Source organism: Ruegeria sp. SCP10, assembly GCF_040329495.1.
Taxonomy (GTDB): domain Bacteria; phylum Pseudomonadota; class Alphaproteobacteria; order Rhodobacterales; family Rhodobacteraceae; genus Ruegeria.
Window position 1 is genome coordinate 70,384 of the sequence record NZ_JBDZYF010000014.1, and the last position, 17,021, is coordinate 87,404.

The window sequence follows — 17,021 nt, forward strand, 5'->3', positions numbered from 1 at the left end:
TTGGGGCAATTTCGCCTCATTTGGCGCTTTTTTGCACCGCCCGGCACGGTGAAAAGGGTGGCGCTAAATATTTTTTCTGTTTTTTATCAGTTGGTTAGATAATTCGTATCAAAAAAGTTAAATCAAACAGAAAAAAATATCCGTTTGGCCCAATTCCTGCCATGCGTACCCGTCAAACATAAGCCCATACCGAGACGGACTGGAGCGGACTGAGAGAGAAAGCTCTGAAAGACGCCAAGGTTCAACAGACTTTATTAGATCCTTTAGGAGGGACGTAACATGATCAAGTTCATCAAGAACTTCCGCAAAGACGAAGACGGCGCAGTAACAGTTGACTGGGTTGTTCTGACCGCAGCAGTCATCGGCCTGGCAGCCGTTGCATACCAGCAGATCTCGGCTGGTGCGACTGGCCTGGCGACCGACGTAAACACCGCGCTGACCACCGCAACCATCTCGACCGGCAGCAACACTGCCGCGGGTGGTGTGACCACAGCAGGCAGCAACTAAGCGAACGCTTAGCATTTGATTTAGAACCGCGCCTGCCCAGGCGCGGTTCTTTTTTGTTTTTGAGGTTCTTCCAGTGGATTCCGGTCGCGTAGCAAAAAGCCAGATGCTGATTGCCAGTAAATTGCATTCGCACCTTGCCACAACAACCATCCCGCCAATTTTAGCCTGCAGTGTTACTTTGGGCGGCAATCCACAAACTATGGCGCTATGCGCAATCTTTGGCCCTATTTCCGCCATTGATGTCACGCAAAAATGATCTTGGAACTGCAAAATATGCTGCCTTTACCTATGTTTGGGCTGCGTTAGACCACGGACTCGGAGAGGTGAGATGTTAAAGTTCATCAGACGGTTTTCACGTGACGAAGACGGCGCCGTTACAGTTGACTGGGTTGTATTGACGGCCCTGATAATTGGCATCGGCTCGGCCTTGTACTTGGCAATCGCCTCAGCGACGAACAGTTATGGCGGGAACGTGAATACTGCGCTTACTTCCTCAACCGTTAGCACCGGTGACAACAACAACGCTGGCGGACTCACGGTTGCTGGTACGGCTGGCGGCTCCTCTTCGGGCGGTGGGTCATCGTCCGGTGGAAGTTCGAGCGGCGGTTCGTCTTCCGGCGGAAGCTCGAGCGGGGGTTGAATCTAGTCCAACTGCGTCCAGCAGTACAAAAAGGCAAACGCCGTCGCAGATTGCGCGCGGCGTTTTTGCTTCAAAGAAGGATTGAATTTCTACGTCGAGCCTCAGAGAACCGCCGATGCAACAATGATAAGATTCCCGGGCGATTGGCCAATTTGTCCCATATTTCGACACAATTGCTCTGTAGAGATTATGCTGTTCAAAATTAGTGATACTGTCGCTAACCAGTCGACCGGCGAAAAAGTGAGGTATAAATATGCGAGCGGTATTCGGACTTGTTCTGATTGTCGGGGTGGCTCTGGCGGGGGGCGCTGTCTATATGGCGCGCAACTATATATCTGAGTACCAGAACGAGCTGGCCCGTCAGAAGCAGGCGGCAGCCGAGGCGCTGGCCAATGCTCAGGTTGATGTCATCCCCACTGTAACTGTTTACGTGTCGAATCGGCCGCTGAAGTACGGCGAAGCTCTGACACCAGAAGACGTTCGTGCCGTCGATTGGCCCGAAAACGCGATTCCCGAGGGCACTTTCACCGAGATGGCGGTCCTGTTTCCGGAAATTGGGCCGCAGGAGCGTTTTGTCCTTCGCACCATGGAAAAGGACGAAGCGATTCTGGCGGTCAAGGTCACAGAGCCGGGCGAAAAGGCTGGTCTGACATCACGTTTGGAAAAAGGCATGCGCGCCTTTGCGATCAGTGTTGACGTGGCATCCGGCGTGTCAGGTTTTCTGCGTCCAGGCGACAATGTTGATATCTATTGGACAGGTTCGAGCGGCACCGCCGAAGGATCAGCGGGTGGCATCACGCGTCTGATTCAGTCAAACATCCAATTGATTGCTGTCGACCAGACAGCGGGCTCTGACGTGTCTCAAACGACAATCGCACGAACCGTGACGGTGGCTGCGACACCCGAGCAAGTCGCAGCGCTTGCCCAGGCCCAGAACACTGGTCGTTTGTCCTTGGCACTTGTTGGTGTGCAGGATGAATCGGTCGCATCTGCAATCGAAGTTGACCAAAGAAAGCTATTGGGCATCGAAGAAATCGCGCCTGCGCCTGAAAAGGCGAAAGAGCAGGTCTGCACCACACGCATCCGAAGAGGCGGCGACACGTTCGAAACCCAAATACCCTGCACAAATTAATGTCAATTCAGAATGTTATCGGTTCAGGCCGCGCTTTAAGCGCGGCCTGTTTTTTTGCCATTGTTGCCTATTATCCACATAAACAAAATTCCGGAAACCATTGATTATTGCAATAAATTCGGTTTTCGCGCACTGTCTTACCCATAGGGCATCAGACCCAAAAAAACGAGGCGTGATCGGAGAGGCAGGTCACATGACAATACGTTCCTGGATCAGCACAACCCTGCTGGGGTTGTCGCTTGTTATGGGCCCGGTCGGCGATGCCGCCTGGGCTGAAACCCTTCGCGTGGTGAAAAAGGGCACAGTGGAAACACTGGATGTTCCGATGAATCGCGCAATCGTTGTGGAAAGCGAACAGCCGTTCGCCGAGCTCAGCATTGCCAATGCGGGCATTGCGGATATTTCGTCGCTTTCAGACCGGACCATCTATGTTCTGGGTAAGACACCGGGCATGACTACCCTGACGCTGTTTGATGGCGCGGGCATGCTGTTGGCAAATGTGCGCGTTCGTGTTGCGCCTGACGTTACAGAATTTAAAGAACGTCTGCGTCAGATTCTGCCGTCGGAGCCGATTGAAGTCCGCACCGCCAATGACGGCATTGTATTGTCGGGCACAGTTTCAAGCTCAGCCAAACTGGCACGCGCGCTTGAATTGGCAGAACGCTATGCACCTGAACGCGTATCGAACCTGATGTCGGTCGGTGGAGTTCAGCAGGTGATGCTGAAAGTCCGATTTGCCGAGATGAACCGCTCGGTTGCGAAACAGCTTTCCTCATCGCTTTCCTTTGCGAGCGGAGACGTTTCAGGTGGTTTCAACCCTCAAAACCTTGTTCCACCTGTCACAGTACAAGATGGCACACTGTTGTTTGGCTTTGGTGTCGGCTCAGCGCAGGTCAATGTGCTGCTCCAGGCGCTGGAAACCAAAGGTTTGGTACGAAATCTGGCCGAGCCTAACCTGTCGGCCCTTTCTGGACAGGAAGCAGCGTTCCTTGCGGGTGGCGAAGTTCCAATCCCGGTTCCCCAAGACGACGGCGTAGTCGCCATCGAATTCAAGCAGTTCGGTGTTGAGATGAAGTTCACCCCGCGCGTCGTGGACGGTGACCTGATTAACCTTGAGATGGGAACTTCCGTATCTGCGATAGATACCAGCTCGAACTTCACGATCAACGGCGACGTCGTGCCAAGCTTTATCACCCGTCTGGCGAAGACAACGATTGAACTGCGGGATGGCGAAAGCTTTGCAATCGCGGGTCTGCTTCAGGACAACTTTACCGATCAAAATAACCAGATCCCTTGGTTGGGTGATGTTCCGATCCTGGGTGCACTATTCCGCAGCGCCGACTATCAGCGTGAACAGAGTGAACTTGTTGTCATCGTGACTGCGCATCTGGTCAGCCCAACACGCGGCGAAGCCCTTGCGTTGCCAACTGATCGCGTCAAACCACCCAGCGACTTTGACCTGTTCGTCACGGGCCGTGTTGCACGTACGGAACGCCAAGGTGCGGGTGCTGCATCCGAGGTTGCCAAACAAGACTTTGGCAGCTCCTACGGCTACGTCCTGGATTGATGAGGAGGATAGACCAATGAACAAGTGGATTATCACCCTGGGTCTCACAGTCGCCATCTCGGCCTGTACACGCGAGGCGGGATATGAGCTCGACCAGGGCGCATACGGAAACGCAACGCTCAACAATATCCAGGTTATGAATGGCGAGTTGACCTTTGCACAGATCCTGAGCCGCCGATTCGCCTCGGACGTTCCAGTTCAGATCAACTTTGCATTCAACAGTTCTCAACTAGACGCCTCGGCGCAGAGCGTTCTGCAGCGTCAGGCAGATTGGATCAAACAGTTTCCTGAGGCGCGTTTCCGCGTTTATGGCCACACTGACGCTGTGGGATCGACCAGCTACAACCAAAGCCTCGGTTTGCGCCGCGCACAGGCAGCAGTCAACTACTTGGTTCAGCAAGGAATTTCGCGCTCTAGACTCGAAGCGGTGGTATCATTTGGCAAAACAAGGCCCCTGATTAACACACCCGATCGTGATCGACGAAACCGCCGCACGGTGACCGAAGTTTCTGGCTTTGCTGATGGTAGATCACAGCTGCTGGATGGCAAATATGCCGAAGTCATCTATCGCGAATATGTTGAGAGCGCGACAAGAGCGAGTTACATCCAAGAATCTTCGGATACATCCGGTGAAGGTGGATAATTTGCCCGAAATAGGCGGCATCGTCGCCTATTTCCCTACAATTGGTTCTTTTGCGCCAAATTCTTGCCCAACTTCACAGCGACATTGTCAACAATTGGGTGACCTGCGGCCTGAATTGACCGCTTAGGGGCGACAGCAAATCAATCGGCGTGATCTCGTCCGCAAGAGATGCTGGCCTCTCTCAACGAGGGTAGTTTGTATGACCAGCGCGACGCCGCAAGACGACAACACCGGTATCCTGGCCTGCACGATCAGCCGGGACGTCCAGAACTTCGATCTGCTGATCGAAGATATGGAAGCCGCTTTGGGTGAGCGTTGGGGCGATCTTGGTTTTGCAGAAGCTTTGGCGTTTTTTGGTCAGCCCGAAGCGGATTCGATGCAATTCGTGGCCTTGGCCATTGACGGCGAAGACGAAGATAACCTTTCGCTGATGGGTGAAATCATCACCCAGGCGAAGGAGAAGAAAATCAAAGTGGTGCTGATTGCCGAGGATGTGACACCCGCATCGCTCCATCAGCTTTTGCGCAAAGGCGCGGATGAGTTTGTACCCTACCCTCTGCCCGAGGGTGAATTGCAAGAAGCAATAGAGCGTATGAACCAGCCGGATCCGGTTGCTGCTGCACAAGCAGCGGCAGTTCCATTGGCGGGGGGCGACGCCAAAGAAGGCGCGATGTTCGTTGTCCATGGATTGGCCGGGGGTGTCGGCTCAACAACCATGGCCGTGAATCTGGCCTGGGAACTCGCTAACGTATCTGACAAGGACGCACCGACGGTTTGCCTGATCGATCTGGATCTGCAATTCGGCACGGTTTCAACCTATCTCGATCTGCCGCGCCGCGAAACTGTGTTCGAAATGCTGTCCGATACAGCCGCTATGGATGATGAAGTCTTCTCGCAAGCACTTCAAACATATGAAGAAAAACTGCAGGTTCTGACAGCACCGGCCGATATGGTACCTCTGGATTTGATCACACCGGACGACATTCAGCGTGTCATCGACATGGCACGCAAGCATTTCGACTATGTCATTGTGGACATGCCGAAAACGTTGGTTCACTGGTCGGAAACCGTGCTGCAGGCGTCCCATGTCTATTTTGCCATGATCGAGTTGGACATGCGGTCCGCTCAGAACGCGCTGCGCCTTAAACGGGCCCTGCAAGCCGAAGAACTGCCGTTCAACAAGCTGCGATTTGCATTGAACCGGGCTCCGAAATTCACTGATCTGAATGGCAAAGGTCGCGTAAAACGCATGGGCGAAAGTCTTGGAATTTCCATCGATTTGCAACTGCCGGATGGCGGGAAACCCGTGATGCAAAGTGGCGATCACGGTCTGCCACTTGCCAACGCTGCGGCCAAGAACCCGTTGCGCCGCGAAATCGCGAAGCTGGCAAAATCACTCCACAGCCTGGGCAGCAGCGACGCTGAGGCCGCGTAAAACCATCCCAAGGGGGGATCAGCCGTGTTTTCAAGATACAAGAAATCGTCCGAAGCGCAGCCGGTGCAAACACCGGCTAAAGCGCCTGCACCGGCAGCACCTGTAGATACCCCCGCACAAAACGCCATCGCTCGTAAGCCGGTTCAGAAGAAGGCCGCCGAAGCGACTGGTGTCGATCGCGATCGCAAGCGCAAGGAACGCCTGGGCGAAATCAAGATCGAGCTGCACCGTGAATTGCTTGAGAACCTGAACCTTGCTGCGCTGGAAAACGCTGATGAATCTGAACTACGCTCAGAGATCAGCGCGATTGCCAGCGAAGTTCTTGAAGCGCGTAACATTGTTCTGAACCGCGAAGACCGGACCCAGCTGAACAAAGAACTTTATGACGAAGTCACAGGCCTTGGCCCATTGGAAACGCTGCTTCAAGACGACACTGTCAACGATATTCTGGTGAACGGACCGCAACAGATCTTCGTGGAACGCGCCGGTAAGCTTGAAATCAGCGACATTACCTTCAAGGACGAAAAGCACCTGATGCGGATCATCGACAAGATCGTATCCGCTGTTGGTCGTCGAGTTGATGAATCCAACCCCTATGTTGACGCCCGTCTGGCCGATGGATCGCGTTTCAACGCTATGGTGCCACCAATTGCGGTGGACGGTTCGCTGGTTTCCATCCGTAAGTTCAAAAAGGACAAGTTGGGTATCGACGATCTGGTCAATTTCGGTGCGTTTACCGAAGAAATGGCCGCCTATTTGCAGGCCGCAGTGTCGACCCGACTGAACGTTATCGTGTCGGGCGGTACGGGTTCAGGTAAAACAACCACGTTGAACGCGCTATCCAGCTTCATCGACGATGCCGAGCGTATCCTGACCATCGAGGATACGGCGGAACTTCAGCTGCAACAGACCCATGTGGGCCGGATGGAAAGCCGCCCGCCCAACGTGGAAGGCAAGGGTGAGGTCAGCCCGCGCGACTGTCTGAAAAACGCACTGCGGATGCGCCCCGACCGTATCATCGTGGGTGAGACGCGTGGCGCCGAGGTCATCGACATGTTGCAGGCTATGAACACCGGTCACGATGGTTCGATGACCACGATCCACGCCAACTCAGCTCGTGATGGTATCTCGCGACTGGAGAACATGATCGCAATGGCCGGCATCGAGATGCCGATCAAAGCGGTCCGCAGCCAGATCTCATCCGCTGTGAACCTGATCGTTCAGGCCAGCCGTCTACAGGACGGCTCGCGTCGTATGACATCAATCACCGAGATCACCGGTATGGAAGGTGACGTTATTTCGATGCAGGAAATCTTTAGATTTCAACGTGTTGGATTGACACCTGACAACAAGATCATCGGTCACTTCACCGCCACAGGCGTGCGCAGCCACTATTCGGAACGGTTCCGTTTGTGGGGCTTTGATCTGCCTGCGTCCATCTACGACCCAACCACAGTGTAGGAGAGCTTAGTATGAATGTGCCTATGGAGGCGATCATCTATGTCGCCATCTTTGTGGGGGTCCTTGCCCTGGTTGAAGGCATCTATCTTGTCGCGTTCGGCAAATCCATCAGCCTGAACAGCCGGGTTAACCGCCGTCTGGATATGCTTGAAAAAGGCGCCGGGCGTGAACAGGTACTGGAACAGCTGCGCAAGGAAATGCAGCAGCATATGAAATCGCAGAGCATCCCTCTATATTCATTGCTTGCAGACAAAGCTCAAAAGGCCGCGATTGCGTTCTCGCCCCGGCAACTGATCATGATCATGTGCTTGGTCTCTGTTGTCGCATTCATGGGACTAAGCATTGGCACTGCGACAGAAATCACCCTGCGCATCGCCATCTCAATCGCGATCGGTATTGGCGGTGTCTACGCTTGGGTGAACCACAAAGCCAAGAAACGGATGAGCCTGATCGAAGAGCAATTGCCCGATGCAGTGGAACTGATGGTCCGATCCCTGCGTGTGGGCAACCCGTTTGTTTCGACAATTCAGGTGGTTTCTAACGAAGTACAGGACCCGCTGGGAACTGAATTCGGTGTAATCGCCGATGAATGCGCCTATGGCCGCGATGTTGGCGAGGCGCTGAAAGACATGGCAGAACGATTGGATATGCAGGATTTGCGCTTCCTCGCCGTTGCTGTCGGCATTCAACAGCAATCCGGTGGTAACCTCGCGGAAATTCTGGCCGGTCTCGCACAGGTTATCCGCGCACGGTTCCGCCTGTTCCGCCGGGTGAAAGCCATCACGGCCGAGGCGCAATGGTCTGGCAAGTTCCTGTCTGGTTTCCCAATCGCCTGTCTGGTGTTTATCCTGGTGAAAGACCCAGGCTATTACGACGAGGTTCTGGATCACCCTTGGTTCATTCCGGCGTGTTTCGTCGTTGGCATACTGCTGACGCTGAATCTGATCGTCATGAAGATCATCACCAACATTAAGGTCTGAGGGCGGTATCATGGAATTTCTGACCAGTATCAACGATATGCTCACCGAGAACCTTGGTGAGTTTGGCCCACTGATCGTTGTGGGCATTCTGGGCCTTGTGCTGATCGGCGTCGCCGTTTCGCTGATGATGAGTCAGCCCGAAGACCCGTTGAAAAAGCTTCAGCGCTCGACCGCTGCCCCAAAGGCCGCGAAGAAGGGTAAAAAAGACAAGCTGCGGCACGGCAGCCAGAACGAACAACTTGAAAAGTTTGCCACCTTTCTGGAACCCAAGGACCAGGAAGAATACTCCGCGGTCCAGCTAAAACTGCGGCAAGCGGGTTATCAATCAAAAGATGCTGTTCGCTTCTTTCACTTTGCGCAGTTCGCACTTGGAATCACTGGTATCGTTCTGGGCGTCATGCTGATCACTGTGTTGGCAGGGGATCAGGAATATACCAGCCAGCAGCAGATCATCCGCGTACTTTTGCCCGGTGGCATTGGCTACATGATCCCGAAATACTGGATTACGCGCCGGGTCGCAGAACGGCAAGAAGCGATAACATCGGGTTTCCCGGACACGCTTGACCTCATGCTGGTCTGTGTTGAGGCGGGGCAATCTCTGGATCAGGCGATTGTGCGTGTCGCAGGCGAGATGAAATCCTCCTACCCGGATATCGCTCAGGAATTCGAGGTTGTCGCCTACGAGATGAAGGCGGGTAAAGACAAAGATTCAGTTCTGCGTGACTTTGGTACCCGCTGTGGCGTTCAGGATGTCAGCTCTTTTGTTACCGTTATGATCCAATCGGCAACATTCGGTACTTCAATCGCTGAAGCCCTGCGGGTTTATGCCGGCGAGATGCGCGACAAACGGGTCATGCGCGCTGAAGAGGCTGCAAACAAGTTGCCTACGAAAATGACTCTGGTCACAATGATGTTGACGGTACCACCACTGCTGATCATTCTGGTTGGCCCCTCTGCAAATGTCATTTCGAGCTTTGGCCGCGGATAAAGCGCTAATGAATACAAAACCCAGGTGCGTCCGATCTGGACTTCGCCGACTGCTTCAAGCCACGGTGGTCATGGCCACCGTGGCTTCTTGTGATCAACTTGGTCAACCCAACGGGTTGGATGCGCCGGGCATCGACCCCGACGGTCAAACAAGCGACAACATCGCGACGGGCAACAGGTTGATGGCCGCAGGGGAATACGAACTTGCCCTGCAAAGTTTCAGCCGCGCCGCGCTTGAACAGGGTATGACGCCGCAAGTCCTAACATCGATGGGAACCGCCAATCTTGGATTGCGGCGTTTGGGTCAGGCAGAACCTTTGCTACGACGCGCGGTTGAAGATGATACTGAATGGCCCGTAGCCTGGAATAATCTGGGCGTATTGCTGATGGAGCAGCAGAAATACCCCGAAGCCGCTCAGGTATTCCAACGTGCCTTCGCCCTTGACAATGGCGAAAGTGACGCAATTCGGGACAATCTGCGCTTAGCACTCGCAAAAATGGAAAATCCTGTTAATACTACTCCACAAGAACAAGAATATACGCTGGAACAGCGCGGCGACGGGCAATTTACGCTGCGCAAAATCCAGTAAACGAGGCAAGAGCAGTAAAGGACGCAAAAATGCGCCAACAATTCTTGATTCCGTCACTCATTCTGAGCGGGCTTATTCTATCTGCATGCGAAAAAGAATCTGCCGAAGAGCGGGTTGAACGCACATTTCAGGAAGTGAACGTCATTGACGAAACCAACCTGAACGACGTTCTTCTGAACGCCTCAGATCCCAACGAAGCGGTGACCTATTTTCAGGGTGCCGCCGCCAAGAACCCCAACCGCATCGATCTTCAGCGTGGACTGGCCGTCTCGCTGGGTCGGGCAAAACGTACCACCGAAGCAAGCGCTGCCTGGAAACGGGTGACGACCATGAAGGGAACCAACAGCTCTGACAAGGTCGAATATGCGGACGCGCTGGTTCGAAATGGCGATTGGGCGCAGGCCAAATCTGTGTTGGATTCAGTTCCCCCAACCTACGAAACCTTCAAGCGCTATCGTCTTGAGGCAGTTGTGGCCGATTCCAGAAAAGAATGGAAACGCGCTGATCATTTCTATGAAACAGCCATGGGTCTGACGACCCGTCCTGGCAGCGTCATGAACAACTGGGGCTATTCTAAACTGACCCGCGGCCAGTATGCGGAAGCAGAGCGCCTGTTTTCCGACGCCGTTCGGCAGGACAGTTCGTTGTTTACGGCAAAGAATAATCTGGTTCTTGCCCGCTCGGCACAGGGGAACTACAGCCTGCCTGTTGTGCCGATGTCGCAGATCGAACGCGCGCAATTGTTGAACACGATGGGCATTTCAGCTGTCAAACAGGGCGACATCAATACCGCGAAGAACCTGTTCCGCGAGGCGATCTCGACTCATCCGCAGCATTTTGACGAAGCGGTCAGATCTCTGCGCGCGCTTGAGAGTTCCACCTAAATGGAAATTCCTGTTCGCGCGGCGATCTGGTTCTTGCCGTTCATCCTACCGATTTGCCTGTATGTCGCCTTTACCGACATGCGCGATATGAAAATCAAGAACCATGCGGTTGTGGCTCTGGCTTTTGTCTATGTGGTTGTCGGGTTGATTGCCCTGCCCCCTTGGTCTACCGGCACAATCAGTGGCTCGCTAGGCCCCTTCCCGGTCGCCTTTTCCCCATATATCTGGCAGTTGCTGCACCTGCCCATTGTGCTGGTTGCGGGCATTCTTTTGAACGCCATCGGTGCTTTCGGTGCGGGTGATGCTAAGTTTCTGGCCGCGGCAGCACCCTTCGTCTGGATACAAGACCTGGGCGTTCTGATCGCGATTTTGCTGGCAACAGTGCTGGGCGCCGTTGCCACTCATCGGCTGGCCCGCCACACCAGATTGCGCACCATCGCCCCTCATTGGGAAAGCTGGGATCGCGGCAAGAAGTTCCCGATGGGCCTTGCTCTGGCCGGGGCTTTGGTCATGTATCTGATTTTGGGCACTGTTTACGGTTCGTAAACTATCATCTGTGCGCCATGTCGCTGCCTTGGTCCCGCCACAAAGCTGAGCCAGATTTCCCACAAGTGGCCCCTTTGCGGGCATGTGTGTGATTTCAGGATAGACGAGCGCCGCGCATGAATATGCAAAACTCCGCCGTGATGGCCCCTCCTGCGCCTAAGGGATTGGGCGAAATGCAGCTCCCGCTGGTGATGATGCGGGACATTCTGCTGAAAACAGTCTTTCGCAAGAATGCCGGCACCGTATCCGAAGTGGCCGAGGCAATCTGCCTGCCCGGCGCTGTCACACAGGAACTGATTGACATCGCGCGCGAGCAGAAACTGCTGGAAGCCACGGGCACCCTGAACGCCAATAGCGGCAACGAGATGGGCTATCAACTGACCGACGCAGGCAAAGCGCGTGCGTTAGATGCGCTGAGCCAGTCGGAGTATTTCGGCGCGATGCCCGTACCGCTTGATGTGTACCGCGAACAGGTCAAACGCCAGTCGATCCGCAACATTCAGGTCACGCGTGAGCAATTGGTTGGCGCGATGGGCCATCTGGTACTGCCTGACAGCCTGTTGGACCATCTCGGCCCCGCGGTCAGCGCAGGCCGCTCGATCCTGATGTATGGCCCTCCAGGCAACGGGAAATCTTCGATCTCGAACGGTATTCGGGATGCGTTGGGCGATAATGTCTATGTCCCCTACGCTATCGAATATGCCGGTCAGGTGATCACCGTCTACGACCCGATCGTTCACACCGCGATCGAGCAGGAAGCCGACGACCCCAACAGCCTGCGCCGCCGCAAGCGGTTTGACTCGCGCTATGTGCAATGCGAGCGCCCAACTGTTGTGACGGGTGGTGAACTATCGCTCAGCATGCTGGATCTTGTCTACAACCCCACCGCGCGGACTTATCAGGCCCCGCTGCAGCTGAAATCGACCGGTGGCATCTTCATCGTGGACGACCTTGGCCGTCAGGCGGAACCGCCGCAGGCGCTGGTCAACCGCTGGATTGTTCCGCTGGAAGAGAACAAGGATATTCTGGGCCTGCAATCGGGTGAAAAGTTCGAGGTGCCGTTTGACACGCTGGTCATCTTCTCGACCAACTTCCACCCGAACGAGATCTTCGACCAAGCCGCCCTGCGCCGGATCTTCTTCAAGATCAAGATTGACGGCCCGAACCAGGAGAACTTCCTGAAAATCTTCGCGATGGTCGCCCGCAAACGCGGCATGCCGCTGGATGAGGCTGCGCTGGTCCACCTACTGAAGGTCAAATACCCGACCATCGACAACATCTACGCGAACTACCAACCCATCTTCCTGATCGATCAGATGATCTCGATCTGCGAATTCGAGGGCATTCCCTATCAGATGAGCCCTGATCTGATTGACCGCGCCTGGGCCAACATGTTCGTCAAGGACGAGAAAATCGTCAAATAACGCCGTGCCATTCCGGCACTAGGGCGGTTAATCTGCGCCTATGACGCAGATTCCCGCCCGGATCACCGATTGGTTTTCGGCCAAAGGCTGGTCCATCCATCCCCATCAGCAAGACATGTTCGACCGGGCGCGTGATCCGGCGACGCTGCTGATCGCGCCAACTGGGGGTGGCAAGACGATGGCCGGGTTTCTTCCGTCTTTGGCTGAACTGGCGGGCGGCGCACATAGCGGGCTGCATACGATCTATGTCTCGCCGCTAAAGGCTCTGGCGGCAGATATCAAACGCAACCTACGTTCCCCGGTGGACGAGATCGGCCTGCCCATCCGTATCCAGGATCGCACCGGCGACACCTCGGCCACGCAGAAGAAACGCCAGCGCGCGGACCCACCGCATATTCTGCTAACGACGCCCGAAAGCCTAGCCTTGCTAACCTCATATGAGGATGCGCCGCGCATGTTTGATGGGGCGCAGCGTGTGATCGTCGATGAAATCCACGCCCTCGCTGAAAGCAAGCGCGGAGATCAGTTGATGCTGGCACTGGCGCGGTTGCAAACCCTGTGCCCGGACCTACGTCGCGTGGGCCTATCTGCAACGGTCGAAGACCCGGAAGGGATCGCCCGCTTTCTGGCGCGTCACCCGGACCCCTGCCGGATCATACAGGCCGATCCCGGCCCCGACCCCGACATCGCGATGCTGGAAACAGACGAAATGCCCCCCTGGTCCGGTGGTGGGGCGGCCTATGCGATCCCGGCTGTTCTGGATCAAATCCGCCAACACAAAACAACTTTGATCTTTCACAATACCCGCGCGCAGGCGGAAATTTTCTTTCACAACCTGTGGCTTGCCAACGATGAGGGCCTGCCTATCGGCATCCATCACGGCAGTCTGGACCGTCAACAGCGGGAGCGTGTTGAGGCCGCCATGGTACGCGGTGATTTGCGCGCTATCGTGTGCACCGGCTCTCTGGATCTGGGGATAGATTGGGGCGATGTTGATCTGGTCATCCAGATCGGCGCACCCAAGAATGTCAAACGGTTGGTGCAGCGGATCGGGCGGGCGAACCATCGCTACAACGCGCCGTCCAAGGCGCTTCTGGTGCCCGCCAACCGGTTCGAAGTGGTGGAATGCATCGCCGCGCTAGAGGCTGCGAAGTCGCATGAACTGGACGGCGACCCGCGCGGCGCAGGGCCCCGCGACGTGCTGTGCCAACACATCCTGATTGCGGCCGCCGCGGGCCCATTCGATGCGGATACGCTGTTCAAGGAAATGACGTCCACCGGGCCGTTTGCCGAGCTGACCCGCCCGGAATTCGACGCCTGTCTGGATTTCTGTGCAACTGGAGGCTACGCCCTACGCGCCTATGACCGCTGGCAGAGACTACAACAGCGCTCTGATGGGCGGTGGCAGTTGCGCGACCCCCGCGCCGCTGCACGTATCCGCATGAACCTTGGCACCATCCAGGATACCGATACGCTCAAGGTTCGGCTGAGGCGTAACAGAGGCGGTAAACCCTTAGGCGAGGTTGAAGAGGCGTTTGCAGCCTCTCTCACCCCCGGCGATACCTTCCTGATCGGCGGTCAGATCGTGCGCTATGAGGGGCTGCGTGAGATGGTGGTCGAGGTCAGCCGTCGTGCTGATAAGCAACCCAAAATTGCCACCTTCGCAGGGACGAAATTTGCGACTTCCACCCAGTTGAGCGACCGCATCCTGCGCATGTTCGCGCAACCCGATTGGCCTCAGTTGCCCCGTCACACAGCAGACTGGTTGGCCTTGCAGAGGGACATATCCCGGCTGCCCCAACGTGATCGCCTGCTGATTGAGAGCTTTCCAAGCGACGGACGAGAGCACCTATGCGTTTACGGCTTCGCCGGACGCAATGCCCAGCAAACTTTGGGCTTGCTGCTCACCAAGCGCATGGAAGAAACCGGGTTTGCGCCCTTGGGTTTTGTCGCAACGGATTACGCGACCCTGATCTGGGGTTTGGATGCGGTTACCGATCCCAGCCCCCTGTTCCAACTCGACGCCCTACGAGAGGGGTTGGACACGTGGCTGGCCGGCAATGCCGTCATGAAACGAACCTTCCGCGCCTCGGCCACAATCGCGGGGTTGATCGAACGCAACACCGGCGGGCAACGCAAAAGCGGACGGCAGGCCACGTTTTCGTCAGATATCCTCTACGATACGCTGCTGAAGTATGACCCTGACCACCTGCTGATGCAGATCACCCGAGAGGAAGCCATGCGCGGGCTGGTTGATTTTGGGCGTATCGAGGCAATGGTCGCACGGATCGGAGATCGGATTGATCTGCTGCGGCTTGACCGTATCACACCGTTGGCCGCGCCTCTGTTTCTGGAGGTTGGAAAGATCCCGGTCAAAGGCGCGGCCGAGGAACGGTTGCTTGCGGAAGAAAGCGCGCGGCTGTTGGAAGCTGCCGGGCTGAACCAGCTGTAGGCCCTTGCACATGGAACAGAAACAGGCAAAGAACGTATCATGAACGGCTTGGATTTTCTGTTTTGCGGTCAGGCGCTGCGTGCCCTTCCCTCTGGCGCACTGTGGTGGGCTGATCATCGGATGCTGTGCGTCTCGGACCTGCATCTGGGCAAGTCCGAGCGACTGGCACGGCGCAGCGGATTGACCCTGCCCCCCTATGACAGCCGGAACACACTGGATCGGCTATCGGCTGATCTGGATGCGTCAGGTGCTGAAACAGTTTTGTGCCTGGGCGACAGCTTCGACGACCTTGATGCCTCAAACGCCTTGGCAGCGACCGAGAAACTGCAGATCACCAGGCTGCAGGCCGGTCGGGAATGGATCTGGATCGAAGGCAACCACGATCCCGGCCCTATCGAACTGGGCGGCACACATCTGGCGGAGTGGGCCAAAGGCCCTCTGGTTTTTCGCCATATAGCCGAGGCAAATGCCAAGGGCGAAGTCTCGGGGCATTTCCACCCAAAGGCGCGCTTATCGATCCGGGGTAGATCAATCTCTCGCCCGGCGTTCTTGGTGGATCAAAATCGGCTTATCCTGCCAGCCTATGGCACCTACACAGGCGGGTTATGCAGTTCCGACCACGTTCTGTCAGACCTGATGCAAAGCGGCGCTATGGCCGTATTAACCGGGCCAAACCCGCAGATGATCCCGATGCCGCGCAAGACCTAGATCAGCCCATCTTCTTCCAGCATCGGCTTGTATTTGCGGCTGACCGGCACCAGATCACCATTGACTAAGCGTAGGAAGGTTTTGCTGCCGGTCTTTTCAACGCCCGCAATGGATGCATCTGTGACCCAATGTGAGCGGTGAGAACAGTGGCCCGGAACAGGCTCCATCTCGGCAATCGCGTCCGTAAAACGTGATCTGATCGAAAACACGCCTTCTGAGGTAACAACATCCACGTTGTGATCCCGGACTGTCAGCCGGTAGATCTGACCCTCAAACCCTTCAGGCAAGCGTTTTGACAAGCGCGGCAATTCCGGCGGCTTAGGCCCCAAGCTATCGGCATGAAGATCGCCGCGACGCACAAGCACAAGGCCTGTGGCAAACAGCACGCCATATGCTGCAACCGACTTAACCTCGGGCACCACCTTTCCGGTATAGGTAAACAAACCCCAAGCCAGCAGCCACAACAGCGGTGTCAGAAACACCAGGATCACCGCCGCGAAAGCCAAATCGCGCAGCGGCAGTTTCAATAGTATCAGCTTGTCTCGCAAGAGCATCCGTGTCGCCCAGATCGCGCCCAATGCGATCGTCATAACTCCGACCCAAAACAACAGGCGCAATCCATAGGGAACATCAGCATCCATGAAGGGGGGGAAGGCATATGACAGCAACGGAAGAAAAATGAACGCGGCGCACATGCGCTGAGGGGTAAGGGCCGTTCTGAGTTCACTAACTTCGGTATTCATACTTATCTTCAGATGCACCGCGCCAAATCAACATCAGACATATCGGCGAAGATGCAGATTAACTTAGTAACCGTCTGGAAAATAATATTTATCACGATTTACTTCACAAGGAAAGCTTTTCAAAAAAATACCGCGCCCGTGGTCATGCGGGCGCGGTAAATCGTATCTTAAGCTAGCTGGTTCTGGTTGCAGTTCCAGAACGCAGAACTATGCCGTGAGGCCTTCTGGTTCTGGCAGGCTGTTTGCGCGGCATGCGGCGGTGAGGGTGTTTGCGAGTAGGCAGGCGATGGTCATGGGGCCGACGCCTCCGGGGACGGGGGTG

Annotated in this window: 15 protein-coding genes and 1 pseudogene; 14 read left to right on the forward strand and 2 right to left on the reverse strand. The window is 55.6% G+C overall.

All coding sequences use genetic code 11. The features are described 5' to 3' along the window. Window positions 1-279 precede the first annotated feature (279 nt). The 14 genes from ABLN87_RS20270 to pdeM all read left to right on the forward strand — a co-directional run bounded on the left by ABLN87_RS20270 (window position 280) and on the right by pdeM (window position 15,956). Window positions 280-507: a Flp family type IVb pilin gene (locus tag ABLN87_RS20270; protein ID WP_353013725.1), complete on the forward strand. Its 228-nt coding sequence runs from the start codon at window positions 280-282 to the stop codon at window positions 505-507. 893 nt (window positions 508-1,400) lie between these two features. Next, window positions 1,401-2,279: a Flp pilus assembly protein CpaB gene (cpaB, locus tag ABLN87_RS20275; RefSeq protein ID WP_353013726.1), complete on the forward strand. Its 879-nt coding sequence runs from the start codon at window positions 1,401-1,403 to the stop codon at window positions 2,277-2,279. 193 nt (window positions 2,280-2,472) lie between these two features. Then, window positions 2,473-3,846 carry a type II and III secretion system protein family protein gene (locus tag ABLN87_RS20280; RefSeq protein WP_353013728.1) on the forward strand — a complete coding sequence of 458 codons (1,374 nt, stop codon included), beginning with the start codon at window positions 2,473-2,475 and terminating at the stop codon, window positions 3,844-3,846. Between the two features lie 16 nt (window positions 3,847-3,862). Beyond that, window positions 3,863-4,489 carry an OmpA family protein gene (locus tag ABLN87_RS20285; protein ID WP_353013730.1) on the forward strand — a complete coding sequence of 209 codons (627 nt, stop codon included), beginning with the start codon at window positions 3,863-3,865 and terminating at the stop codon, window positions 4,487-4,489. A 199-nt stretch (window positions 4,490-4,688) separates the two neighbouring features. Beyond that, window positions 4,689-5,924, forward strand: a complete 1,236-nt coding sequence (locus tag ABLN87_RS20290) for an AAA family ATPase (protein ID WP_353013731.1) — start codon at window positions 4,689-4,691, stop codon at window positions 5,922-5,924. 24 nt (window positions 5,925-5,948) lie between these two features. Continuing rightward, the gene (locus ABLN87_RS20295; protein WP_353013733.1) at window positions 5,949-7,385 is read left to right on the forward strand and encodes a CpaF family protein; all 1,437 of its coding nucleotides are present in this window, start codon (window positions 5,949-5,951) and stop codon (window positions 7,383-7,385) included. 11 nt (window positions 7,386-7,396) lie between these two features. After that, window positions 7,397-8,365, forward strand: a complete 969-nt coding sequence (locus ABLN87_RS20300) for a type II secretion system F family protein (RefSeq protein WP_170531007.1) — start codon at window positions 7,397-7,399, stop codon at window positions 8,363-8,365. Between the two features lie 10 nt (window positions 8,366-8,375). Then, on the forward strand, window positions 8,376-9,353 hold the full coding sequence (locus tag ABLN87_RS20305) for a type II secretion system F family protein (RefSeq protein WP_353013735.1): 978 nt from the start codon (window positions 8,376-8,378) through the stop codon (window positions 9,351-9,353). Between the two features lie 64 nt (window positions 9,354-9,417). Further along, complete coding sequence (locus ABLN87_RS20310; RefSeq protein WP_353013751.1) at window positions 9,418-9,942, forward strand: tetratricopeptide repeat protein; 525 nt, start codon at window positions 9,418-9,420, stop codon at window positions 9,940-9,942. Between the two features lie 29 nt (window positions 9,943-9,971). Then, complete coding sequence (locus ABLN87_RS20315; RefSeq protein ID WP_170531013.1) at window positions 9,972-10,826, forward strand: tetratricopeptide repeat protein; 855 nt, start codon at window positions 9,972-9,974, stop codon at window positions 10,824-10,826. Continuing rightward, on the forward strand, window positions 10,827-11,372 hold the full coding sequence (locus ABLN87_RS20320) for a prepilin peptidase (RefSeq protein ID WP_353013738.1): 546 nt from the start codon (window positions 10,827-10,829) through the stop codon (window positions 11,370-11,372). 116 nt (window positions 11,373-11,488) lie between these two features. Then, complete coding sequence (locus ABLN87_RS20325) at window positions 11,489-12,796, forward strand: ATPase (protein WP_353013739.1); 1,308 nt, start codon at window positions 11,489-11,491, stop codon at window positions 12,794-12,796. A 40-nt stretch (window positions 12,797-12,836) separates the two neighbouring features. After that, on the forward strand, window positions 12,837-15,248 hold the full coding sequence (locus ABLN87_RS20330) for a ligase-associated DNA damage response DEXH box helicase (protein WP_353013741.1): 2,412 nt from the start codon (window positions 12,837-12,839) through the stop codon (window positions 15,246-15,248). 39 nt (window positions 15,249-15,287) lie between these two features. Beyond that, window positions 15,288-15,956 carry a ligase-associated DNA damage response endonuclease PdeM gene (gene pdeM, locus ABLN87_RS20335; protein ID WP_353013743.1) on the forward strand — a complete coding sequence of 223 codons (669 nt, stop codon included), beginning with the start codon at window positions 15,288-15,290 and terminating at the stop codon, window positions 15,954-15,956. Here the strand turns inward: pdeM and ABLN87_RS20340 are convergent. Further along, the gene (locus tag ABLN87_RS20340) at window positions 15,953-16,699 is read right to left on the reverse strand and encodes a LytTR family DNA-binding domain-containing protein (RefSeq protein ID WP_353013745.1); all 747 of its coding nucleotides are present in this window, start codon (window positions 16,697-16,699) and stop codon (window positions 15,953-15,955) included. The two genes, pdeM and ABLN87_RS20340, sit on opposite strands and share 4 nt — an antisense overlap. 207 nt (window positions 16,700-16,906) lie before the next feature. Beyond that, a pseudogene (locus ABLN87_RS20345) lies at window positions 16,907-17,021 on the reverse strand (bifunctional methylenetetrahydrofolate dehydrogenase/methenyltetrahydrofolate cyclohydrolase); the annotation flags it as partial.

Bases quoted from the DNA above. Each gene is read 5' to 3' on its own strand.
- ABLN87_RS20270 (WP_353013725.1), top strand. From the start codon at position 280: ATGATCAAGTTCATCAAGAACTTCCGCAAAGACGAAGACGGCGCAGTA.
- cpaB (WP_353013726.1), top strand. From the start codon at position 1,401: ATGCGAGCGGTATTCGGACTTGTTCTGATTGTCGGGGTGGCTCTGGCG.
- ABLN87_RS20280 (WP_353013728.1), top strand. From the start codon at position 2,473: ATGACAATACGTTCCTGGATCAGCACAACCCTGCTGGGGTTGTCGCTT.
- ABLN87_RS20285 (WP_353013730.1), top strand. From the start codon at position 3,863: ATGAACAAGTGGATTATCACCCTGGGTCTCACAGTCGCCATCTCGGCC.
- ABLN87_RS20290 (WP_353013731.1), top strand. From the start codon at position 4,689: ATGACCAGCGCGACGCCGCAAGACGACAACACCGGTATCCTGGCCTGC.
- ABLN87_RS20300 (WP_170531007.1), top strand. From the start codon at position 7,397: ATGAATGTGCCTATGGAGGCGATCATCTATGTCGCCATCTTTGTGGGG.
- ABLN87_RS20305 (WP_353013735.1), top strand. From the start codon at position 8,376: ATGGAATTTCTGACCAGTATCAACGATATGCTCACCGAGAACCTTGGT.
- ABLN87_RS20315 (WP_170531013.1), top strand. From the start codon at position 9,972: ATGCGCCAACAATTCTTGATTCCGTCACTCATTCTGAGCGGGCTTATT.
- ABLN87_RS20320 (WP_353013738.1), top strand. From the start codon at position 10,827: ATGGAAATTCCTGTTCGCGCGGCGATCTGGTTCTTGCCGTTCATCCTA.
- ABLN87_RS20325 (WP_353013739.1), top strand. From the start codon at position 11,489: ATGAATATGCAAAACTCCGCCGTGATGGCCCCTCCTGCGCCTAAGGGA.
- ABLN87_RS20330 (WP_353013741.1), top strand. From the start codon at position 12,837: ATGACGCAGATTCCCGCCCGGATCACCGATTGGTTTTCGGCCAAAGGC.
- pdeM (WP_353013743.1), top strand. From the start codon at position 15,288: ATGAACGGCTTGGATTTTCTGTTTTGCGGTCAGGCGCTGCGTGCCCTT.
- ABLN87_RS20340 (WP_353013745.1), bottom strand. From the start codon at position 16,699: ATGAATACCGAAGTTAGTGAACTCAGAACGGCCCTTACCCCTCAGCGC.